Raw genomic sequence first — 22,805 nt, 5'->3', positions numbered from 1 at the left:
TGAGCGGCCTGATAGATATAGGGCGAAGAAACTTCTGAGCCTTGTTTTTGTGTGCTTATCAATAAAAAATCCCGCATCGAAATGCGGGATTTTTTTCATGCTTGCGGCTCATTCAGCCACTGAAGCTCTTCTTCTGTAAGCTCACGATATTCTCCCGGCGCCAGAGCGGGATCCAAGGAAACTGCTCCCATCGAAAGCCGCTTCAGATAAATGACTTCATTGCCGACAGCCTTTGCCATCTGCTTGACCTGATGGTATTTTCCTTCTGTAATCGTCAGGTATATGACGGTATTGCCGTTGTCGTTTGCTTTGATTTCCGCTTTTGCCGGCTTTGTTTTATAGCCGCCTTCAATGTAGACACCCGTTTCCAAATCGGAGATGCCTTCCGCCGAAATCTGTGATTTTAAATGGACTTCATACGTTTTGGGAACATGCTTTTTAGGCGAAAGGAGCCGATGTGCGAGCTGGCCGTCATTTGTAAGCAGCAAAAAGCCCTCTGTATCTTTATCAAGCCTGCCGGCGGGAAACGGCTCAAATCTCATCTCCTCTGGCGTCAGCAGATCGATCACTGTTTGCTGCCGGCTGTCCTCAGTCGCCGACAGCACTCCCTGGGGCTTATTCATCATAAGATAAATGAACTCTCGGTAATCAACCGGTTCCCCGTATACAGTAACCTCCTGCGTATCAGGATCAACGTGCGCTTTTACATCTTTGGCCGGTTTACCGTCGACCATGACGGCACCCGCCTTCACAACAGCTTTTACTTCTTTTCTGGAACCATACCCGCTGTTGGCAAGCAGCTTATCAAGTCTCATACCCGATCTCTCCTTTATAAAAGAAAGCCCGCAGCATGCGAGCTCTCAGTTTCAATATATCTTGTTCATCAGCCAGCATGTCTGCCTCTCTTTAAGAACCCCGGCAAACGGCGGCCTAATATTTTCTGCAAAAATCCTAACCGGTAGCCGCAATACAGATAGACAACTCCGCCTACAGCTGCCGCAATCACCACAACGATCGCAGCTTGCACCTGGCCATCCTGGTAGGAAATAAAGAAGCTTAATACCCACTGTACGATTTTCACGGCAATACCCATAATGGCTGATAAGACCAGCATCAAAACAGTCCGTTTAACTAATATCTTATACGAATAGCCTGCATGGCGCTTAATCATGATAAATCCGTATAAAAGTGAAGCGATATATCCAAGCGCTGTCGCTAAAATCGCGCCGTCAGCCTGCATCAGCTTGATCAGCGGAACATTCAGCACAAGCTTGATCACGACGCCGATCACAAGGCTGACAACCGCAAATTTTTGTTTATTGATCCCCTGCAGAATAGCTGCGTTGACCGTAAATAAAGAGAACAGAATCGCAACTGGCGAGTACCAAAGCAGAATGTTTGCCCCCAGCTCAGGATGAAGACTCTCTGATCCGTAAAAGAACGTATACGTCGGTCCTGCCAATAGAGATATCCCGACAACAGCCGGAATAATTAAAAACAGGATCGTCTGCATCGTTTGATTGATCTGCTGATTCAGCAGCTTATAGTTTCCGCTTGTAAACGATTCAGTAATCGTTGGAATTAATGTCAGTCCGAAAGCCGTTGCAAGGGAAACCGGGATCATCACGAGCTTTTGTACATACAGGGTAAGAATCGCCAGCATGTCCTGACTGATGGCTTGATGGCCGGCTTCAATCATCGCTTTGTTAAACGTATTTGTATCAATATAGTTATACAAAGGGATGGCTAGTCCGACAAAAACGTACGGAGCGGCATAGCTGAACAGCTCGAGGAACATTTTCTTGTAGCTTAAGTTTGCTGTCGGTCCCGTATTCGGCATCATCGCCAACAGGCTGCCCTTCCGTTTGTTCCAATAAATATACAGCACGATCAATCCTCCGAAGGCGCCGATCAGCGCTGCGAAGGTTGCATAACCGACAGCTATTACAAGGCCGCCGTTGAAAACCTTCAAAATCAAGAATGTCGCACTCAGTAAAAAGATGATGCGGACAATCTGTTCAACGACTTGGGAAACAGCTGTCGGCCCCATCATTTGGTGCCCTTGAAAGAATCCGCGGACAAGGCTCATAATCGGCACGACCAAAAGCGCTAAGCTGACCATGCGAATGACATAAACGACATGATCGATTGTCACGCCGTTATTATCCTTGCCTCCCAGCGATATTTCCGCAAAAATCGGAGCGGATAAATACAGAATGAAAAAGGCAATCATTCCAGTGACGAGCATAACTGACATGCCCGCCTTGAGCATTTTTCTGCTTGTTTCATAATCCCCTTTGGAATTATATTTGGAAACAAATTTAGAAACAGCGGCCGGAAAGCCCATCGTAGCAATATTCAAAAATAAAGTGTATTGGTTGTATCCGTATTGAAATAATGCACCGCCTGTCGCCCCGACCATAATGCTGAAGGGAATTAAATAGACCATTCCCAGAATCCGCGATATATATGTACCGAGCGTTAATACAAACGTGCCTCTTAACAGTTTGCTTGACATGTTTCTTCATCACCATTTTCTACGAAGATTCAACTTTTCTATTTTACCACAACTGGGCATTTAGACGGTAATAAATACAAAAGCAATCTTGTGAACATTCAGCTTCGCGGCAAAAGACGTTTAAGGAGAGGCTTTCTTTCGCTATAATAGTACTGCGGACAGGGTGTTCGCACACGAAACGGAAAAAGAAAGTTGATGATAAAGATGAAGCAATATGACGTAATCGTAATCGGTGGAGGCCCATCAGGCTTGATGGCTGCGATTGCAGCAGGTGAACAGGGCGCAGATGTTTTGCTGATAGATAAAGGAAATAAATTAGGCCGGAAACTCGCGATTTCTGGGGGCGGCCGCTGCAATGTGACGAACCGCCTTCCTGTAGAGGAAATTATTAAGCACATCCCCGGCAACGGGCGTTTTTTATACAGTGCGTTTTCTGAATTTAGCAATGAAGACATTATCAAGTTTTTTGAAAATCTAGGCATTCAATTGAAGGAAGAAGATCACGGCCGGATGTTTCCTGTAACAGACAAAGCCCAAAGTGTCGTTGACGCGCTGTTAAACAGGCTGAAACAGCTCCGCGTAACGATCAGAACGAACGAGAAAATTAAATCTGTCATCTATGAAGATGGACAAGCAGCAGGGATTGTGACGAATAACGGCGAAATGATCCATAGTCAGGCAGTCATTATCGCTGTCGGCGGTAAAAGTGTGCCTCATACCGGAAGCACGGGAGACGGCTATGAATGGGCTGAAGCTGCGGGGCATACCATAACAGAGCTGTTTCCGACAGAGGTGCCCGTCACATCTGCCGAACCGTTCATTAAGCAAAAAACACTTCAGGGCTTATCACTAAGAGATGTTGCTGTCAGTGTGTTAAATAAAAAAGGCAAACCGATCATCACACATAAAATGGACATGCTGTTTACCCATTTCGGCCTCTCGGGACCTGCCATTCTCAGATGCAGCCAATTTGTCGTGAAAGAGCTGAAAAAACAGCCGCAAGTGCCAATCAGAATTGATTTGTATCCGGATATCAATGAAGAAACACTATTCCAAAAGATGTATAAAGAACTGAAGGAAGCACCGAAAAAAGCCATTAAAAACGTGCTGAAACCTTGGATGCAGGAGCGCTATCTCCTATTCTTGCTCGAAAAAAACAGCATCTCTCCGAACGTATCATTTTCTGAGCTGCCGAAGGACCCTTTCAGACAATTTGTAAAGGACTGCAAGCAGTTTACCGTTCTCGCAAACGGCACACTGTCTCTTGATAAGGCATTTGTCACAGGAGGAGGAGTATCCGTAAAAGAAATTGATCCGAAAAAGATGGCTTCTAAAAAAATGGAGGGTCTTTATTTTTGCGGTGAAATTCTGGATATCCACGGCTACACAGGAGGATACAATATTACCTCCGCACTTGTAACAGGAAGGCTTGCGGGGCTCAATGCCGGTCGCTTTGCCCGCTCTTGACCAGCCTTTTCAAATTTTTACAAAACGCTGAACATTTGAAAATTCTCCGCATTCATGTTAGGGTGGGACTTGTTTTGTTTCACCTGATTGCGGGGTAATTTTAAGAGAGGAATGATCTGCCAGCGTACGACCATACTAAGCCTACGAGCAGATATAGGCGTACACAAAAAATTTAGAGGGTGAGAATATTTGAAAAATATATCTAGTGTATTTTGGATTGTGATTGTGATCACAGCTGCCGCTGTATTGTGGGGCGTTGTTTCTCCTGACAGCCTGCAAAACGTATCCCAATCTGCACAAGCATTTATCACCAATTCGTTTGGTTGGTATTATCTTTTAGTTGTCTCATTGTTTGTCGGGTTCTGTCTCTTTTTGATTTTCAGCCCGATCGGCAAAATTAAACTCGGAAAGCCCGATGAAAAACCGGAATTCGGGTTATTATCATGGTTCGCCATGCTGTTCAGCGCAGGCATGGGAATCGGCTTGGTATTCTACGGTGCGGCTGAACCGATCAGCCATTACGCAATTAGCTCTCCATCAGGTGAAACAGAAACCCCCCAAGCCTTTAGAGATGCACTCCGCTATACGTTTTTCCACTGGGGTCTGCACGCTTGGGCCATTTATGCCGTCGTGGCATTATGCATTGCCTATTTCCAATTCCGAAAAGGCGCTCCAGGATTAATCAGCAGCACGCTGTCACCGATTCTCGGCGATAAAGTTAACGGACCGATCGGCAAATTGATTGACTGTATTGCTGTTTTTGCCACAGTCGCCGGGGTAGCGACAAGCCTTGGTATCGGAGCGACTCAAATTAACGGCGGATTGAGTTACTTATTTGGCATCCCAAATAACTTTCTCGTTCAATTTATCTTGATTGCCATTGTTACTGTGCTTTTCTTGATTTCTGCGTGGAGCGGACTCGGAAAAGGCATTAAGTATTTGAGCAACACCAATATGGTATTAGCTGGACTATTAATGCTGTTTGTGCTGTTTGTCGGGCCTACCGTACTGATTATGAACTCATTTACAGATTCTATCGGACAGTATATTCAAAACATCGTGCAAATGAGCTTCAGACTGACACCGTACGATCCTGAAAAACGCGAATGGATTAACGGCTGGACGATTTTCTATTGGGCATGGTGGATTTCCTGGTCTCCATTTGTCGGCATTTTCATCGCCCGGGTATCCAGAGGACGGACGATCCGTGAATTTTTGATCGGTGTCTTGGTAACACCATGTATTCTCGCGTTCCTATGGTTCTCTATCTTTGGCGTATCGGCTATGGATCTTCAGCAGAATGGCACATTCAATGTAGCGAAGCTGTCAACTGAAACGATGCTGTTTGGAACACTTGACCATTATCCGCTGGCGATGGTGACATCTATTTTGTCATTGATCCTGATCGCTGTATTCTTTATTACGTCTGCTGACTCTGCAACATTTGTGCTCGGCATGCAGACGACATACGGCTCATTGAACCCAGCCAATTCAGTAAAATTCAGCTGGGGCATCATTCAATCTGCCATGGCTGCTGTCCTCTTGTATTCCGGCGGTCTTTCCGCTTTGCAAAACACAGCAATTCTGGCAGCGCTGCCGTTTTCTATCGTCATCCTGCTAATGATTGCCGCTCTCTATAAATCGCTCTCAAAAGAACGAAGAGAGATTAAAAAAGCGGAGAAAATCGACAAACCGAGAAGTCCAAGAGTAAAAAAGGCCTATTAACAAAAAAGATCTTTCCGCGCCCGCGGGAAGATCTTTTTTTATTTTCGATATAGAATAAGGGCGGAAAAACAATAAAGCTGCTCACCGTCCGGGTCGCACGCCGCCGAAACCGTATATTTGATATCAATCAGCTGCTCCTCCGAAATCCCTTTTAAAAATGAATTGATTTCCGTCTGTAAGTCTTTTTCATGTTCTTCATCAAATACTGCCACCTTCAGCATCTTATCCGCTCTCCTTTCTCTATCAATCTATTCCGTTGGGAACAGTGTTATGATAGAGAAATGATGATCACCTCGTCTCCGGATAAAAAGCTTCCCGTGTAAGATGTTTCTTCTGCGGCACACCGTCTTGGTGCTCCACTTTCAGCAGTACGGCATAAACAATTCGCATATGACAGTAGCTGATCAGGCTGACGCTGAAAAAAGGGACAATGCCGGGCAGGTACGCAAGCAAGAAAAACAGAGCGACAGTCAGCGCAAGCATGACGAGCGTATATTGCAAATACGCCACACTGAGCAAGAGCGAAAACTTCACATACAGACGTTTTTTCCAGTCAAAATGGACAAGCAGCGGAAACACATAAAAAAGCATGGATACGAACAAAAATCCAAATATCATAATGGCGAAGCGCAGAACATGCAGAAGGAAATGGCTTGGATAAATAAAGGCCAAATCGATATAAATGATCAATCCGATGATCGCCAATACAGCGCCAATCAGATTTGAACGAAAAAATTCAGCCTTGTATTCCCGCCAAAACGTTTTTAGCACTGGAACGTTGTCCTGCCCCTGAATCCATTTCCGCATGACAGCGAATAAAGCTGTGGTCGCGGGCATGATGCCGAACACACCGAGACCGAGCAACGTAAAAACCAGCCAAAGCAAGTTTGTATACGCAAATCTCATGATCCACTCGCAAAAGCGCAGCACCCGCCCCATTGAACCATCATGCTCCACGGCGGTCCCTCCTTTTCCGCATTATACATTTTGCATCTGAAAAAGCCTTTTAATGTCGATCGGCTTCTTTTCGGCAACCGAGCGCCACATCCCCTCACCAACCGCGATGGAGTAGGCTCCTGCTTCAGCCCCGGCTAAAATGTCATAGCGGCGCAGCGGGTCTTTTCCTAAAAAAAGATCCTCAAGCAATAGCGGGTCGCCTCCGCCGTGCCCGCCCTCGTTTTTGACCACTTGTATTGTCTGCTTTGATTCAAAAAGCGGATAGTATTCGATCGTCTGCTCAGGAAAAGCAAACGGAATTCTGGAAGTCTCGTGAAATTCATTTGATTCGATACGCCCTTTTGTGCCGTTGATCGTCAGCCGGTAGCCTTCATACGGTGCGGAAAATATGATCGAATAGCTTAAAAGCGCGCCGCCGTCATATTTGACAGCCGCCACGTACGTATCCTCGATGTCAATCTCCTCATCAAAAATACACGCGTCAGGCCTGTATGCAGTATATAAGCTGGACTGGTCTCCCGCTTGGAGATGATCATCCTTAACAGAGGCTTTGGAGGAGCGGGGATGCCATCTTGAATAGTAATGGCATTTTTCTTTGACCCGGCACGTCCCGCAAAAACGCCCGTCTTCTTCCGGCAGCGGGTTCCACTCACTGTCCGGCCCATAGTAATTCAAGGCGCCGTAAGCAAATACCTCCGCCGGATTTTGCTCGAGCCACCAATTAACGAGATCGAAGTGGTGTGTTGATTTATGGACAGAAAGACCGCCGGAAAGTGGCCTTGACCGGTTCCAGCGTTTAAAATAGCTGGCGCCGTGATACGTATCAATATACCAATTCAAATCAACAGAGGTTACCCTGCCTATTTTTCCGTCCAGAATCATCTCTTTAATTTTCCGATGAAACGGGCTATAACGATAGTTAAACGCCACGGTCACTTTCCCTTTGCTTTTCGCCTCCGCCTCAAGCACCCGATTCGCATCCTGCACTGTCGTCACCATTGGTTTTTCTGTAATCACATCCATATCCCACTGAAGGCTTCTTAAGATATATGTGACATGTGTGTCATCCCTGCCTGCCACAATAACGATATCAGGCTTTGAAACGCGCATCATTTCATCAAAAGCATCTTCGTTGTACTCCGGTACGTGGGCAAGTTCGGGAAACTTCTTCTTGCATACGGCAAAACGTTTCGGATCAGCATCCAGCAATCCTGTAATCTCATAATGTGTTGAAAACCGCTCCATCAGCGGTTTGATAAACATACTGAGAGCTCTGCTGCTCAATCCGCAAATGACGATGTTCTTCAATGTCCTCACCTCTATCGGGCTTCAGTTAGTTGGGAAATCAGCTGCAGCGCTTCCTCTGTTTTTTTAGCGTACACAGGGATAAACGCCGCCATATTGCGATTCAATTGAAAAGAATAGCCATTCAGCTGTTTTTTCCCTTTTTCGATCCGAACGGCATAGACCGTTTTTTCTCCTGTTTTTTTATTAACAGTTGTATAAGGAGATGTTTTTTCCAACGTCAATCCATCTAACAGCTGAAAATTTTCCGGATCATCGTACGCTTGAAACATGTCTTCAGGCACGATGAAAACATCTCCCTCATGAGCGGTGATTTCAGTCAGCAGTTTTTCCGGAAAGGCTGGATAGATATCAACCTTCCCGGCCTTCTGCTCAGCGGCCTCTTTGATGTTTTCCTGTACGCCTGCCTGCATATCAGAAAAGAGGATGACATGCATTCCGTCCGGCCTGCTTGAGCATGATGCCAAAAAGAGCACTGAGACGATCACACACAAAGCCGTACGTATACTTGTTGTCATTTCCCCGCTGCCCTAAAAAGGGTCTCCAGCTCTGTCATAGCCAAAATAAACGCGCCGGCCCCGTGCAGGTCGTTTGTGCTTCTTTCCCGGCTGACATAATAGTCATAGAAGCCGGCTGACGTTCCGACACATATATCTTTGACGAGAAACGCACCGTCTTCTGTTGTTTCGGTTTTATGCTGAATCAGACCTTGATACGCTTTGAACAGTGTTGGTTCGGATGCTCTGTCTAGATATCCTTTATTGATTCCTTTCGCAATTGCGTACATGTACAGACAGGATCCTGAGCTTTCCAGCCAGTTATCGGGCCTGTCGCCCTTATCAACGATCTGGTACCATAACCCCGTCTCCTTGTCTTGATAGTGGCAGATGCTTTCAATCATGTCCTGCAGCGTTTTTTTCCACACGTGACGGTTTGGATGCTTTTTCGGCAGCTCTTCAATCATGTCAGCAAGAGACATGACGTACCACCCGATGGAACGCGCCCAGAATTCCGGTGAACAGCCTGTCTCTTCATTGGCCCAAGGCATTTTTTTCGCTTCATCCCAGGCGTGATAATAGAGTCCGGTTTTTGAATCCTTCGTATGCTTTCTCATTAGCGACTCTTGGAGCACGACCTGATCAAACAGCTCCGGTTCCTGCTTCAGATTCGCATATTTCAGTGCGAACGGCCCGCCCATGTATAAACCGTCAAGCCACATTTGATAAGGATAGCCGTCCTTGTGCCAAAAACCATCCTCAGACGTCCGGTTCAGTGTCCCATACAAGCCGCGCAGCCTTTTTGCCGCTTTGACATACCGCTCATCCCTGGTCTGCTCGTATAATGGAAAAAGAATAAGACCCGCTTGAATAGCGTCAAGCTCATCTCTTCTAAATAATAGATTGCCATAATCATCGATTAAGAGATCTGCATAAGCCTTCGCATACTCAAAGTACCGCTTTTGCCCGGTTGCTTCCCCCAGCCGCAATACACCGCATAAGAAAACACCCTGATGGTAGTGCCAGCGGTTTGCAGGCGGCAGCTCCTCCACTGTGTACGTGTTCATAATGGTTTTTGCCAATGCCTCCGCGTACGTAAGAGGCGATTTTACAGCGATTGATTGATCCATTGATCCCATCCCTTTCTTAATAGATTCCTTCCTCGCCAAATTTCTTCGCCAAACGATTCGCAAGCATGACCAAAATCAGCCCGACCGCCGCTTTAAATACGCCGACCGCTGTACTGTAGCTGAACTGGCCCTGTTTCAGCCCTGCAGTATAAACGTACGTATCAAAAATTTCCGCCACTTCCCTGTTTGTCGCGTTTAACAGCAAATACACATGCTCGAAGCCAAGCTCCAGCGTGTCTCCGATTTTCAAAATCAGCAAAACGACGATAACGCTTTTAATGGCGGGCAGCGTAATATGCCACATTTGCCGCAGCCGTCCCGCTCCGTCCATTTTCGCCGCTTCATACAGCTGGGGGTCAACTGCTGTAATGGCCGCCAGATAAATGATCGTCGACCAGCCCGCTTCCCTCCAGATGACCTGTAGAATATACAGGGGCCGGAACCAATCTTCGTTCAGCAGAAAATTGATTTTTTCGCCGCCAAAAAACACAATCAGTTCATTAATCAAGCCTCCGTCTACTGTTAAAAGCACAAACGAAAGCGATACAACAATGACCCAAGACATAAAATGCGGGATATAAATCAGCGTCTGAACAAATTTTTTAAAGAGAGCGATCCGCACTTCGTTTAATAGAAGCGCCAGCAAAATCGGCACCGGGAAAAATATAACCAGATTCAAAGCAAATAACACGAGCGTGTTTTTTAACAGGAGAAAAAATGTAGGCTCTGTAAACAGCCTGATAAAATGCTTCAGCCCAACCCATTCACTGCCCAAAATGCCGAGAAACGGCTGATAATCCTGAAACGCAATCACAATTCCCCACATCGGGACATACTTAAAAAGCAAAAAATAAATACACCCCGGCAAAATCATCAAGTACAAATATTTCTGCTGGATCAGCTTGTTTAGTAAGCGCTTTCTTTTTTCTTTTTTAAAAATGACTGCATCAACAGCCGGCGCTTGCGCTTCTGCTGTTTTCATCTTTTCCAAGCCTCCTTTCACGGGTTCTTGCATTCACTGTAGCGCAGCAGGCAAAAGTCCGTCTACAATCATATGATCACATCCTGCCTTATCCCCTTATGATCAAGGGTTCAGCCGTTCCACCTGAAAAAAAGACACCGATATTAGAAAATGATTATTGACAATATCTATCAATCTTTGGATTAATTGTATTAAGGTGAAGTGGATGTTATGAAATGGGGGGTTTTATGAAAAGAAGCCAATACAAGTTTTATTACAAACTAATCACGTTTTTCTGTTTGCTCAGCACCATTCCGGTCATTCTGGTCGGATTGTTTTCGTACGAGCACTCTCAGAAGACTGCTATCTCCAACGTTTCGGAGGAAAAACTCGACACACTCCAGCAGACCCAGCAAAGCATTGAGCATATTTTGAAAACCGTCGATCACTCTTTAACCCACTATGTGAGTTCGCCGCCTCTCCTTCGCACACTGTCCGAGCCCTTGCACTCTGACCAATTTCAAATCTATAACCAAGTGAACCAAGAGCTCAACTATCTGCAAAGCTTTGATACCGACCTGTCCAACATGACACTAGTCAGTTATATGAAAAAATGGTACATGAACAACTCCGGCTTGTACCGCTTGAATACAGACTCTCTTCATGAAGCATCCGCAGCGTACACACAACACAAAGCAAGCCGCTCGTATTGGACGCTTGAAAAAAACAATCATTTGATTTCGACAAAAGAAGGCACATCAGAAAACTGCCGCTACAATATCAATTTGATTAAACAGCTTCCTCTAAACAGCACAAATACGAAGGGATTGGCCGCCGCAAGCATCCCGAGCTGTTCGCTTGTCAAAAACATGCCTGACTATTCAAACGCCAACAATCTGTTTATCATTGATGAAAAAGGCCGCATCATCCTGCATAACAACATGTCTGACATCGGTGAATCTCTTCAAAACGACGACTTTGTCCAACAAATGCTGGCGCAGACCGCCAATAGCGGTCAGTTTGAAACAGTTATTGACCGGATTCATTATAAAGTCACCTATCAAAAATCTGACTATAACACATGGACTTATTTCTCTCTCGTCTCCTTGCCTGAATTAAAAAAAGAGGCCAAGTCAATCGGCTGGATCACTTTTACGGTATGCTTTATTTTGTTAACGCTTTCATTATTATTCTCTTGGCTTGGCTCACGCCATTTTTACAAGCCGATCAGAGTGCTTTACGAATCATTTGCAAGGCATGGAGCCATACAAGATAAACAGCCGCCTCAAAATGAATTTGAGTTAATCGAACAGAGCTTTAAGCAGCTGAAGGACAGAAATGACGACCTTGAAGAAACGATGAAACAGCAGGCAACACATCTCCAGCAATATTTTATGGTCAGGCTCATGCTTGGAAAACTGACGGATGAGGAGGTCAATAACCGTTTTGAAAGCCTTGGTTTAAAGCAAAATTGGCGGCATCTCGCCCTGCTCGTGCTTCAAATTGATACGCTGAATCACACGCCTTATGAGAAAAAAGATATGGATCTGCTTTTGTTCGCCGTCAACAGCCTCATTGAGCGAAACATTCCGGCAGACAAACATCTTGCACCCGCCGTTGTGGACAAACAGCAAGCAACCATTTTGATCAACCAGAACGGGACAAAGGAAGAATTCTTGGCTGAGCTGAGTGAGACTGCAAGAATGATTCAGGAAAAAGCGGAGGTTGAGCTGCAGCTGTCTGTCAGCATCGGCATCAGCCAGCCTTTTGATGCGCTCGCAAAAGCGAAAACAGCCTATGCGGAAGGCTCAGAAGCGTTGAAATACCGGCTCAAAGCGGAAAACAAGTCGATCATCTTTTACGAAGACCTTGACCAGAAAAAAACCTTCAAAACCCATTTTCCAAAGCAGCTTCAGCATGAGCTGTTCGATGCCGTAAAAGCGGGAGACAAGGAGAAAGCGGACAAATGCCTGCACGCGATTTTGCAAGCTATTTTCACCCAAAACACCAACCCGTATCAATTTCAAATCGCAATCGCCCGCTTCTTGAACCATGTGATTGAGCTGATGCATGTGCTCGGGATCGAATTGTTTGAGCTTGAAGAAAACAAAATGCTGTATGACCAAATTTTTGAGCTGAAAACGTTTGAGGATACCGAAAACTGGCTCAGGAATGAGTTCATTCATCCAATGACAGACAAAGTAAACGCCCGTGCGGATGCCCAGTACAAAAATATTTCCGACAACATCATTCATATCATCCACCACGAGTTTGAATCCGATTTGACACTGGATGAAATCGCCCGCAGGCTGCATTACAACCCAAACTATTTAAGCAGCATTTTCAAAAAAGAAATGGGCATTTCATTCAGCGAGTATGTCTCCAGCTACCGCCACCATATGGCGAAAAGCTGGCTTGCCGAAACTGACATGGCGGTAAAAGACATTGCTGAAAAGCTGAAATACAAAAACTCGCAAAACTTTATCAGATCATTTAAAAAGCTGGAGGGGATTACACCGGGTAACTACCGCCAGCAAAAAAGGAGCATGTAAAAAAACCCAAAACGCGCAAGCGGTTTTGGGTTTTCCCATTGTTATTTTGCTTGTTTAAACGCTTCTTCGTATTCCTGAATAATCTGCTTTCCGCCGCTTGACTCCCATTTTTCCACCTCTTTATCAAACTGGCTTTCTGTGATGTCTCCAATCATATATTTATAGGTCGCGTCATCAATGATTTTCTTCAGTTCATCTCCCCGTTCCGACTCCGCAACGGAATACAGGCTTTCAGCAGGGTTTGAAACGATGATCTTTTCATTGTCTTCGGTCAGCTCCTCGTACGCCGTCCGAAGCGGATCCCCAGTGTTTTTTAAGTAGGCTTTATCAATGGCGATTAAGGCCGACAGCGGCTGAATATCAGTCTGCCAGTCTTTCACTTGGCTCTCCTCGCGTGTGAACGTTTTGCCCTCTCCTTTGTTATAATGAACGCCGTCAATGCCATAAGTCATCAGGCTATAGACGTCTTCTTCGGCAATTCGGTCAAAAAACGCCAAAATCCGTTTAAGCTCAGCTTCCGTTTTCACACTCGTTTTTGGAAAAGCAAACAAGCCGTTATGCCCTCCTGATGCCCACACCCGCTCTTTCCCATCTGGGCCTTTTATGCGGTTGATGATTTCAAGCTTCATCGATTTATCGGAGGCATGGTCGCGCAGATTAACCGCATCTACCATATTCCCAATATAGATGCCGGCTTTTCCTTGAGAAAACAGCTCCTGCTGCTGGGTTTTGCTTGTGACGGGAAAATCCTTATTCATATAGCCGTTGTCACGCAGTTTTTTCATATAATTCATTGTGTCTTTGTATTCTTTCGTCATGAAATCAGGCGTGAATTTGCCGCCTGATTCCTTCCAATCTGTCGGCATGCCTTCATACGAGCCGAGCGTTTTAAACGCGCCGTAAATTAAGTCATTGCGGTCTGTCAGCCCGAATGTATCGTCTTTTCCATCCTTGTCCGGATCGTCCTCCGTAAACGCTTTGGCCACTTTATAAAGTTCATCAAGCGTTTCCGGCGTTTTCAAATTCAAATTGTCGAGCCAGTCCTTCCGAATGACGATGCCCTGTCTGGAAAGCGGACGCTCTCTGTATATCCCGTAGAGCTTGCCGTCGATCGTTACATTTTTATTAATGAGTTTGTTCATTTTGCTTAAGTTCGGATAATCCTTGATATAATCGCCAATCTCCCAGAACATTCCTGATCTGAAGGCATTCATGACTGACGAATTTTTAATATCTTGGATGGTCACGATTTGCGGAAGATTGCCGGCTGCAAGCGCTGCATTCAGCCTGTCTTCTTTCACCGCGTCTGGAACCCAGGTGATGTCCAGTTCTGTATTTGTCAGCTTTTCAATTTCTTTAATCGCCCTGTCGTTCGGCGGTTGCTGGTGATACAAAATCGCCATCCAAGACAGCTTCACCTTTGAATCCGAGTCAGCTTTGCCTTCAGCCGAAGACTGATCAGCCCCTTTACAGCCCGCCAGCACTCCGCCGAGTGCAAGTACAAACACAATCAAAAGCACCCTCCATTTGTTTCCCATCGTACCCCTCCGTTTCATATACTTTATCCTTTGACAGATCCCAGCAAAGCTCCTTTTGCAAAATGCTTTTGTATAAAAGGATAGACAAGCAGAACCGGGATGGTCGCCACCACTATGACCGCCATTTTGATGGTTTGCTCAGGCGGCGGGCTGCCCGACCCCATTTCTGACATGTCCCCCTGCATCCCGCTTGATACAATCACGATTTGACGCAGAAGCACCTGAATCGGCCATTTCGCTGAATCATTTAGGTACAAGATCGCCGTCATATACGTGTTCCAATACGTAACCGCATAAAATAGTGAAATCGTTGCGATAGCAGGGAGAGACAGTGGCAGCACAATTTTAAAGAAAATGCCCAGATCATTGCACCCGTCAATTTTCGCGGACTCTTCCAGGCTTGACGGGATATTTTGAAAGAAGTTTTTCAGAATGATCAGGTTAAAGGCATTAATGGCTGTCGGCAAAATAAGCGCCCAGTAAGAATCGAGCAATCCAAGCGATTTGACCACAAGGAAAGTCGGAATCATGCCGCCGCTGAAGAGCATCGTAAATACGACGAGAAACATGAGAGGCTGCCGGCCGATTAAATCACGGCGGGATAACCCGTAAGCCATCAGTGACGAAAGAAACATGCTGACCGCAGTGCCTATCACTGTCACAAACACAGAAACAAGCAAACTCTTATAAATAATATCTGTTGAAAAAATGTAACGATAAGCATCAAGCGAAAAAGTGGTCGGTATTAAAATAAATTTTTTCGACACGACTTCTTCTACTGTGGCGAAAGATGCCGCGATGACATGAATAAACGGAAGTACGCATATTAAAGCGAACATCAGCAAAAACCCGTAAATCAACATATCAAACAGGCGATTTTTCAGTGAATGTGCGATAGCCTCCACCTCTCTTTTGTAAGCGTTATCATTCTTTTTTAAACGAGCTGCAGCATGTGACGATATCGTGTCTAAAATGTAGCAAATCTGTGATCGCCATGTCTATAATCATTTGAACAGAGTCCCCGGCACGGCGGGGGCTGCCGTGAATGAAAACTGATCACAAAAGAAAAAGAGCATAATCTTAGAAAATGATTATGCTCCGTTCTCTTCCTCTTTCAGAAGCTCGGCCGTATTGATTTGTGGTGAAAATCCCAGTTCATTGACAGCGGATTCAATGGACCATGGCCGGCCCGGATTATCAGAGACGGCGTAATAAGTGCCGTACCGGATATTGGTTTCAATGGCGGCTTTAAAAATTGACAGCAGATCGGGATGAGAAAGCAGCGTTTTTTTCGTCCGTTCTTTTTCATGCAGCGTATCCATTTCATCTGTGACGACTGTTCCGATTCGAAGGTTGATCACTGAAAGCTTATTTTCCAAATAAAATAAATGGCCGATCTGTTCCGAGGTCAGCTTTAAAACACCGTACAAGTTTTTTGACAGCGGATAATCGCTTGTTGTGATTTCCCGTCCTAAGAGAGAACGCCCGTCTTTTTCGTACACATCTGTGACATGATTGCTGCTGGCGAACACGAGCTTTTGAATGCGAAGCTCCGCTGCGGCGCGGCACAGATAATAGCTTGCCCTATAGAAAACATCCGTCATTTTCTCAAATTCAGCGATGTCCATGACATCGTATTTGATGTTGACAGCCAATAAATTCAAGATCACATCGGTATCTTTCGGAATCTTCTTTAACAGCTCCTCATAATTTGCCGCGTCAGCCTGAATGGAAGAGGCTGTGCCATCGAAATGATCTTTATCAAGCACTGTCACTTCATAATCTGAAATAAGCCCTTCAGCCAGGAGTCTCCCAATTACACCATTTCCGCCGGCGATCAGCACTTTTTTCACTGTGTTCACTCCCCTTTTTTATAGATTGCCCATTTTCGGCGGGGCTGACACTTTTTTTGGCACGCACATGCTTTGGTTTATTCAAAAGTCACCGGCAGCTCCTCAAGTGCCCGAAAGCCAAAAAGCGGCCGGTACCGCCATTCAGAATCAGCGAGCTTGAGGCCGGGCATTCGCTGCAGAAGGGTATGAATCGCAATTTGTGCTTCTAATCGTGCCAGCGAGGATCCTAGGCAAACATGATGTCCCTGACCGAATGAAAGATGCGGATTAGGGCTTCTGGTTATATCGAAAACATCGGCTTGCATGAATATGTTTGGATCTCGATTGGCAGCCCCTAACAGCAGATAGACTTGTTCCCCTTTACGAATCGTCACCCCGCTGATGTCAATATCTTCTGACGCAACTCTTGCAGTCATTTGCGTGGGGCTTTCATAGCGTAAACATTCCTCAACTGCGGTATCAATAAGATCTGGGTTTTCTTTCAGCTTCAGAAGCTGTTGTGGATGCTGCAGCAGACAAAGGACTGAATTGCTGATGAGATTGACCGTTGTCTCATGTCCGGCGATCGCCAGCAATACACACGTAGATGCCACTTCCTCTTCTGTAAGCTTATCCTTTTCTTTCCCCTTCAATAGCATGCTGACCATATCCTGCTGTGGATGCCGTTTTCGCCTTTGAATCAGCTCTCTAAAATATGCCATGGCCTGTACAGAGATATGATTGCCCTCTGTTAATGCTTTTCTTGACCGGGTAAAATCAATCGTTTGAATGAGACTGGAAGCCCATTCTTTTAATTGCTCCCTATCTTCCGCCGGTACGCCTATAATGTTAGCTATGACGTAGCTCGCTAAAGGAAAAGCAAAATCCGAAATCACCTCCATCTTTTTTTCACCTTGCACTTGATCAAGCAAGTGATGGATAGTTTCATCGATATACGGACGATAGCTCTCTGCCATTCTCGGAGTAAACGCTCCGCTGGCCAGCGTCCGCAATCGTCCATGATCAGGCTGATTCTGAAACAGCATCATCTGATTTTGTACATGTTTAAGATCCTGATATTTGATTGACGTCTCAGGGAGCGGGGTCCGGACTTTGAATCTGGCATCTTTCAGGATAGCTGCCGTTTCTTCATATCCTGTGACATACCAGCCCGGGTATTTCAAGAAACTCCCTTTATATATAGGATGAACAGCACGCAACGTTTCGTAAAAAGGATATGGGTCTTTCAAAAACGCAGAAGATGCAGTTGAAAATGCAATTGTCATGTGTATCTTTCCTCTCTATTAAAAAATAAAAAGCAATCGACATCACACCGATTGCTTTTATTGATTCTTTCAGCTTTTCGCACTTAAACTGGCCTTCATTTCTTCGACAGATTCTACTTCAAAGCCTAAATCATTCAGCATTTTATGGTCCTCCGTCTCCTCTTGTCCGGCAGTTGTTAAGTAATCTCCGACAAAAATGGAGTTAGCGGCGTAAAGCCCTAATGGCTGTAATGAGCGGAGATTGACCTCTCTTCCTCCGGAAATGCGGATTTCCTTTGACGGATTGATAAAACGGAACAGCGCCAGCACTTTTAAACAATACAGCGGGTTTAATTCATTGACGCCTTCTAACGGCGTGCCGTCAATCGCATGCAAAAAATTCACCGGAATGGAATCCGCGTCAAGGGCCTTCAAGCTTTTTGCAATATCGATGACGTCCTGTTTCGTCTCCTTCATTCCGATAATGGCGCCTGAACACGGAGACAACCCTGATTCTTTTGCCATTTCAACCGTATTGACCCTGTCATCGTATGTATGTGAGGTCGTGATGTTTGAATGGTTTCTCTGTGAAGTATTCAAATTATGATTATAGCGGTCTACTCCGGCTTCTTTCAGCCGCTTCGCCTGCTCCGGCTTTAACAGTCCGAGACACGCACAAACCTTCAATCCATATGTCTCTTTAATTTCCTGCACCGCGTCTACGACCTGATCCACTTCTCTGTTGGACGGCCCCCTGCCGCTTGCCACGATGCAATATGTGCCGATATTTAGATCGTGCGCCCGCTTTGCGCCTTCTAGAAGCGTTTCCTTATTCACCATCCGGTAAGACTGAATCGGCGCTTTTGAAATCGCGGACTGTGAACAATAGCCGCAGTTTTCCGGACAGAGTCCTGATTTCGCATTCATAATCATATTGAGCTTTACTTTTTTTCCATAAAAGTGTTTTCTGATATGAAAAGCCCCATGCATTAAAAGCAAAATATCTTCATCAGGACAGTTTAATATCGAAAGCGCCTCTTCGTCGGTCACTTCTGCTCCAGCAAGCACCTGGTCTGCGAGTTCCATCCATTGATTCATTCTCATACCCCCACTTGATTCATCAGTAATGATAGATTGATATGGTCTTTTACCATATGTAGAACCGTTTCTTTCGTCACGTTGGCAAGCTTTGGCGTAATCCCTAAAATCGGCACACCGCATAAGCGCTCAATCATCCCAGGATTGGTTTTTTCATCATCATCAGGGGAATCACTGATTCCATTGATGACAATTCCGGCAATTGGTAGCCCCATGCTTTTTGCATATTGGACAGTTAAAAAGGTATGATTAATTGTTCCGAGATGAGGACGTGCCACAATGATGATGGGAAGCTGTAGCGCTTTTATGACATGACTGACTAAAAAATCCTCTCCAAATGGCACAGAAATACCACCCGCACCTTCTACGATAAAGCATTCATGTTTTTCTCTTATCCGCTCCCAATGGCTTAAAACCTCTTCCATGGTGACAGCCTTTCCTTCCAGCTTCCCTGCAACATATGGTGCAAGTGGCGCTTTGAAGGCAAAAGGCGTAATGTCTTCATGAGAAAGACTCGTCTGTGACGTATCTTTCAGGAGACTAGTGTCGCTCTCCGGATGATGACGAGATATACCGCTTAAAAATGGTTTAAACACCCCGACATCTTTGTTATGTTCTCGCAATAAAGCGGCGATTCCGCTGGATATAACCGTTTTCCCCACTTCTGTATCTGTTCCTGTCACAAAAAAACCCCTCAAATGATGTGCAGCTCCTTTCCAATTGAATGAAATGATTTCAGCAAATGATCAATATCACGAATACTGTGGTCAGCAGTGATTGTTAATCGGATCCGGCTTTCACCTTGCGCAACGGTCGGCGGCCGAATGGCAGGGGCATAAATCCCATTGTCCTGCAGTTTTTCAGCAAATGTGACCGTTTTACGGGCATCGCCGATGATCACAGGAATAATCGGAGTGTGATCACCTTTTACCACATAACCCATGTTCTTCAGACTGGTTCTGATCATGTTGATATAAGAAAATAAAAGCTGCCGTTTTTCCCTGCTGGCTTCAATGATGTTGAAAGCCTCATAAGCGGCTGCACAGCTGGCTGGCGGAATAGCGGTTTGAAAGATAAATGTTCTGGCATGGTTGAGCAAAAAGTCGACGAAGGCCGCTGAACCTGCAGCAAAACCTCCTTCCGTGCCAACAGCTTTGCTTAAGGTGCCGATCACAATGTCAGGACAAACACCAAAGTACTCACTCGTTCCTCCTCCTGAATCACCCAAAACACCTGTGGCATGGGCATCATCAACGATCATGAAGGCATGATAGCGTTTCGCAAGTGAGATGATTTGATCAAGAGGGGCAATTGTGCCATCCATGCTGAAAACCCCGTCTGTTACGATAAAACGGCGCTGATAACGCTGTGTTTCATTCAGCTTGTTTTCAAGATCATCCATATCAATATGCCGGTAAACAACTGTATCAGCCTTAGACAGCCGGCAGCCATCAATCATACTTGCATGATTGAGTTGATCACTTAAAATAACATCTTCCTTTTCTGGCAATGATGAAAGGACACCGACATTGGCTAAATAACCGCTCGAAAACAGTAAAGCCGCTTCCGTCCGTTTAAAGGTGGCAATCTTTTTTTCAAGCTTTTCATGCCAAACCGAATTGCCTGTCGTTAAACGGGAGCCGCTGCTTCCTGCCCCAAATTGCTGCAGTGCTTCTTGGGCTGCAGAGATCAAGCGGCTATGGCTTGCCAGTCCTAAATAATTGTTTGAAGACCAGACCGTTTGATTCTCTCCATCAATTTTCCTCTCTGGAATCGGAGCCCCGTTCATTGTCCGCAGATTACGGTATACGCCGGCTTCCTTCGCTCTGTCTAACCGCTCGTTTAACCAGGCGTCAATCTTCAAGGTTGGTTACCTCTTGGATCGCTTCTTTCATAATGGCAACCATTTCCGCGAGCTCTTCAGCTGTGCTGGCGAGAGGAGGCAGAAATGCAATCACGTCCCCCAGCGGCCTTGTCAGCATGCCAAGCTCTCTCATTTTTAAGGAAACTTTGTAGCCAACCCGCCGATCAGCAGGGTAAGGCTTTTTGGTCTCCTTTGACTGAACAAGCTCTGCACCGCACATAAAGCCCAGCTGCCGAATATCTCCCACGTGAGGAAGAGCGTACAGATCTTGAAGAAGGAAATGGAGTTTTTCACTTTTTTGCGCTACTTGTTCCACAATGTTTTCAGATTCAAATAATCTCAGATTTTCAAGTGCAACCGCACAGCCGAGCTGATTTCCTGTGTAGGAATGACCGTGGAAAAAGGTTTTTTGGTTTTCATAATCATCATAGAATGCCTTATAGATGTCTTCAGTGGCAAACGTAACGGCGATTGGCAAATAGCCTCCTGTAATGCCTTTGCCGGCAGCCATCAGATCAGGCTGGACATTCTCGTGCTCACACGCAAACATTTTCCCGGTACGGCCAAAGCCTGTGGCGACTTCATCAACGATCATTAAGACATCGTATTTAGTACATAGCTCGCGCACGCCTGCCAAATACCCTTTGGGCATCACAATCATCCCGGACGCTCCTTGAACCATTGATTCAATGGAAAGTGCGGCAATGTCCTCATGATGTTCTTCGAGCAGCTGTTCAAGTTCTCGCAGGCACTCATCACGGCACTCATCAGGATCGCCGCTTTCAGAGCGATACACATAAGGAATCGGAGCTTTGTAACTATCAAACATTAACGGGCCGTATACGTGGTGGAACAGTTCAATTGAACCGACACTGACGGCGCCAATCGTATCACCGTGATAGCCATTTTTCATTGCGATAAATTTTTGTTTCTCAGGCTTTCCGATGTTCTTCCAATACTGAAACGCCATTTTTAGGGCTATTTCCATCGCTTCTGCACCGCTGTCTGAATAAAAGACTCGCGTGAGCTTTTTTGGGCTGATGTCGATTAATGCTTCGGCAAGCTGGGTTGCTGGAACGTTGGTCATGCCCAATAACGTGGAGTGCGCGATTTTTCCAAGCTGATTTTTTATGGCGTCATCTAATTCCTTTTTGCGGTGCCCATGGACATTAAGCCAAACAGAAGAAAAACCGTCATAGTATTCCTTGCCGTTTATGTCTTTGACTTTGATTCCAGTGCCGCTTTCGATGATTAAGGGGTTTTCATCATAATCTTTCATTTGGGTAAACGGCAGCCAGAGGTGCTTTTTACTGTTTTCTATCAAATCATGAGTCATGCTCTTCCTCCCACTCTATCAAAATAGGCTGCTTCTCCAGATCATGTATGTACGTGTTTACATCTCTGGAGACATCAATAAAAAAGATTCGGCAGCCCTCTTCTGTCCCGTATTCTTTCATTGCTGTAATACGCTGATAGCCCATTTTCTTACCTGCAACGTAGCCTATTATGTAATCAGGGTCATCTGACCAGCATAATTCTGCAACGGCGGCCGGGTGCTGACTGACCTTTGAAGCGAGTGCAAGGGCCTCTTTTATTCTTGTATGTGCCGGCACGTGACAGCACAGCGCCCATTTTTCAAAATTAGCGTCCGGCCAATCCATTCTGGAGACACGCACCCCTTTTTCTTTTGTTTGATCAATCCGCTTGCCTGAGTGAATATCAAACAAAACAGCTCCCCTGACACCCGACCATGAAGGGATTTGTTCATATGCTTTTGCAATCACTTCTCGTGAAACGCCTTCTCTTTCCAACAACAATCGGGCAAGCTTTTGTCCCTCTTCCGGGGAGCTCACTTCGTTCGTATGCACTGGCAATGGCTGTATGGTTTTTATCGGTTCATGAACCTCTTCAAATTGAATTTGCATAAAATCAGGCTTTCCTCTTGAATGGGATAACCCTTTTTCTAATAAAGCATTGACTGTACGCTTCATCTCATGGAAAGGAATAAGCCGTTCTCCGCCAGATATATGCTTTCCGCCGTCTTCATGAGATCCATTCATAGAAGCCCTCATTCTGACACTATAAAATGTTTCTTC

At 45.5% G+C, this 22,805-nt stretch carries 20 protein-coding genes; 3 read left to right on the top strand and 17 right to left on the bottom strand.

Annotated features, from left to right (window positions below):
* Positions 1–95 precede the first annotated feature (95 nt).
* Positions 96–815 carry a pseudouridine synthase gene (locus RAC86_RS17225; protein ID WP_072566701.1) on the bottom strand — a complete coding sequence of 240 codons (720 nt, stop codon included), beginning with the start codon at positions 813–815 and terminating at the stop codon, positions 96–98.
* A 68-nt stretch (positions 816–883) separates the two neighbouring features.
* A complete protein-coding gene (murJ, locus tag RAC86_RS17220) occupies positions 884–2,518 on the bottom strand; it encodes a lipid II flippase MurJ (RefSeq protein WP_061186792.1) in 1,635 nt (544 codons plus the stop codon).
* A 204-nt stretch (positions 2,519–2,722) separates the two neighbouring features.
* On the opposite strand from murJ, the gene RAC86_RS17215 reads away from it, so the two are divergent.
* Together RAC86_RS17215 and opuD are read left to right on the top strand one after the other, a co-directional pair.
* Positions 2,723–3,985: a BaiN/RdsA family NAD(P)/FAD-dependent oxidoreductase gene (locus tag RAC86_RS17215; protein ID WP_014114821.1), complete on the top strand. Its 1,263-nt coding sequence runs from the start codon at positions 2,723–2,725 to the stop codon at positions 3,983–3,985.
* Positions 3,986–4,174: 189 nt separating this feature from the next.
* The gene (gene opuD, locus RAC86_RS17210; RefSeq protein WP_041521043.1) at positions 4,175–5,710 is read left to right on the top strand and encodes a glycine betaine transporter OpuD; all 1,536 of its coding nucleotides are present in this window, start codon (positions 4,175–4,177) and stop codon (positions 5,708–5,710) included.
* A gap of 38 nt (positions 5,711–5,748) precedes the next feature.
* Here opuD and RAC86_RS17205 read toward each other — a convergent pair whose 3' ends face one another.
* From RAC86_RS17205 to rmgP, 6 genes are all read right to left on the bottom strand, one after another.
* Positions 5,749–5,931 carry a sporulation protein Cse60 gene (locus RAC86_RS17205; RefSeq protein ID WP_003223398.1) on the bottom strand — a complete coding sequence of 61 codons (183 nt, stop codon included), beginning with the start codon at positions 5,929–5,931 and terminating at the stop codon, positions 5,749–5,751.
* Between the two features lie 67 nt (positions 5,932–5,998).
* Positions 5,999–6,667 (bottom strand): YesL family protein, encoded by a 669-nt coding sequence (locus RAC86_RS17200; RefSeq protein WP_072566702.1) that lies wholly within the window; start codon positions 6,665–6,667, stop codon positions 5,999–6,001.
* 21 nt (positions 6,668–6,688) lie between these two features.
* Positions 6,689–7,975, bottom strand: coding sequence for a Gfo/Idh/MocA family protein (locus tag RAC86_RS17195; protein ID WP_377885890.1), 1,287 nt, complete (start codon positions 7,973–7,975; stop codon positions 6,689–6,691).
* 11 nt (positions 7,976–7,986) lie between these two features.
* Positions 7,987–8,490: a lipoprotein YteS gene (locus RAC86_RS17190; RefSeq protein ID WP_072566704.1), complete on the bottom strand. Its 504-nt coding sequence runs from the start codon at positions 8,488–8,490 to the stop codon at positions 7,987–7,989.
* On the bottom strand, positions 8,487–9,608 hold the full coding sequence (gene rmgQ, locus RAC86_RS17185; RefSeq protein WP_133058582.1) for an unsaturated rhamnogalacturonyl hydrolase: 1,122 nt from the start codon (positions 9,606–9,608) through the stop codon (positions 8,487–8,489). The genes RAC86_RS17190 and rmgQ overlap by 4 nt, the downstream gene beginning before the upstream one ends.
* 7 nt (positions 9,609–9,615) lie before the next feature.
* Positions 9,616–10,581, bottom strand: coding sequence for a polygalacturonan/rhamnogalacturonan ABC transporter permease (gene rmgP / locus RAC86_RS17180; RefSeq protein ID WP_061187178.1), 966 nt, complete (start codon positions 10,579–10,581; stop codon positions 9,616–9,618).
* Positions 10,582–10,796: 215 nt separating this feature from the next.
* Here rmgP and RAC86_RS17175 point away from each other — a divergent pair, with 215 nt between their 5' ends.
* Positions 10,797–13,112: a helix-turn-helix domain-containing protein gene (locus tag RAC86_RS17175; protein ID WP_061187179.1), complete on the top strand. Its 2,316-nt coding sequence runs from the start codon at positions 10,797–10,799 to the stop codon at positions 13,110–13,112.
* Between the two features lie 41 nt (positions 13,113–13,153).
* Here RAC86_RS17175 and RAC86_RS17170 read toward each other — a convergent pair whose 3' ends face one another.
* The 9 genes from RAC86_RS17170 to bioW all read right to left on the bottom strand — a co-directional run.
* Positions 13,154–14,650, bottom strand: coding sequence for an extracellular solute-binding protein (locus RAC86_RS17170; protein ID WP_072566706.1), 1,497 nt, complete (start codon positions 14,648–14,650; stop codon positions 13,154–13,156).
* Between the two features lie 23 nt (positions 14,651–14,673).
* The gene (locus RAC86_RS17165; protein WP_010886597.1) at positions 14,674–15,534 is read right to left on the bottom strand and encodes a carbohydrate ABC transporter permease; all 861 of its coding nucleotides are present in this window, start codon (positions 15,532–15,534) and stop codon (positions 14,674–14,676) included.
* A 207-nt stretch (positions 15,535–15,741) separates the two neighbouring features.
* Entirely contained in the window at positions 15,742–16,503 is a 762-nt protein-coding gene (locus tag RAC86_RS17160) for an NAD-dependent epimerase/dehydratase family protein (protein ID WP_072566707.1), read from the bottom strand.
* 77 nt (positions 16,504–16,580) lie between these two features.
* Positions 16,581–17,768, bottom strand: a complete 1,188-nt coding sequence (gene bioI, locus RAC86_RS17155) for a biotin biosynthesis cytochrome P450 (RefSeq protein ID WP_072566708.1) — start codon at positions 17,766–17,768, stop codon at positions 16,581–16,583.
* A gap of 69 nt (positions 17,769–17,837) precedes the next feature.
* Entirely contained in the window at positions 17,838–18,845 is a 1,008-nt protein-coding gene (bioB, locus tag RAC86_RS17150; protein WP_014114835.1) for a biotin synthase BioB, read from the bottom strand.
* A 2-nt stretch (positions 18,846–18,847) separates the two neighbouring features.
* Positions 18,848–19,543 carry a dethiobiotin synthase gene (bioD, locus tag RAC86_RS17145; protein ID WP_072566709.1) on the bottom strand — a complete coding sequence of 232 codons (696 nt, stop codon included), beginning with the start codon at positions 19,541–19,543 and terminating at the stop codon, positions 18,848–18,850.
* On the bottom strand, positions 19,540–20,709 hold the full coding sequence (gene bioF, locus RAC86_RS17140) for an 8-amino-7-oxononanoate synthase (RefSeq protein WP_072566710.1): 1,170 nt from the start codon (positions 20,707–20,709) through the stop codon (positions 19,540–19,542). The genes bioD and bioF overlap by 4 nt, the downstream gene beginning before the upstream one ends.
* Positions 20,699–22,045 (bottom strand): adenosylmethionine--8-amino-7-oxononanoate transaminase, encoded by a 1,347-nt coding sequence (bioA, locus tag RAC86_RS17135; RefSeq protein ID WP_072566711.1) that lies wholly within the window; start codon positions 22,043–22,045, stop codon positions 20,699–20,701. Before bioA ends, bioF begins: the two co-directional genes overlap by 11 nt.
* Positions 22,035–22,805, bottom strand: a 771-nt coding sequence (bioW, locus tag RAC86_RS17130) for a 6-carboxyhexanoate--CoA ligase (protein ID WP_377885889.1), incomplete at its 5' end; no start/stop codon positions are given. The genes bioW and bioA, both read right to left, overlap by 11 nt.

This window comes from Bacillus sp. LR_5 (assembly GCF_042709275.1).
Note: the sequence above shows the minus strand (reverse complement) of the source record. Positions and strands in the feature narration are given on the sequence as shown.

Bases quoted from the DNA above. Each gene is read 5' to 3' on its own strand.
- RAC86_RS17225 (WP_072566701.1), bottom strand. From the start codon at position 815: ATGAGACTTGATAAGCTGCTTGCCAACAGCGGGTATGGTTCCAGAAAA.
- murJ (WP_061186792.1), bottom strand. From the start codon at position 2,518: ATGTCAAGCAAACTGTTAAGAGGCACGTTTGTATTAACGCTCGGTACA.
- RAC86_RS17215 (WP_014114821.1), top strand. From the start codon at position 2,723: ATGAAGCAATATGACGTAATCGTAATCGGTGGAGGCCCATCAGGCTTG.
- RAC86_RS17205 (WP_003223398.1), bottom strand. From the start codon at position 5,931: ATGCTGAAGGTGGCAGTATTTGATGAAGAACATGAAAAAGACTTACAG.
- RAC86_RS17190 (WP_072566704.1), bottom strand. From the start codon at position 8,490: ATGACAACAAGTATACGTACGGCTTTGTGTGTGATCGTCTCAGTGCTC.
- rmgQ (WP_133058582.1), bottom strand. From the start codon at position 9,608: ATGGGATCAATGGATCAATCAATCGCTGTAAAATCGCCTCTTACGTAC.
- rmgP (WP_061187178.1), bottom strand. From the start codon at position 10,581: ATGAAAACAGCAGAAGCGCAAGCGCCGGCTGTTGATGCAGTCATTTTT.
- RAC86_RS17175 (WP_061187179.1), top strand. From the start codon at position 10,797: ATGGGGGGTTTTATGAAAAGAAGCCAATACAAGTTTTATTACAAACTA.
- RAC86_RS17170 (WP_072566706.1), bottom strand. From the start codon at position 14,650: ATGGGAAACAAATGGAGGGTGCTTTTGATTGTGTTTGTACTTGCACTC.
- bioI (WP_072566708.1), bottom strand. From the start codon at position 17,768: ATGACAATTGCATTTTCAACTGCATCTTCTGCGTTTTTGAAAGACCCA.
- bioB (WP_014114835.1), bottom strand. From the start codon at position 18,845: ATGAATCAATGGATGGAACTCGCAGACCAGGTGCTTGCTGGAGCAGAA.
- bioA (WP_072566711.1), bottom strand. From the start codon at position 22,045: ATGACTCATGATTTGATAGAAAACAGTAAAAAGCACCTCTGGCTGCCG.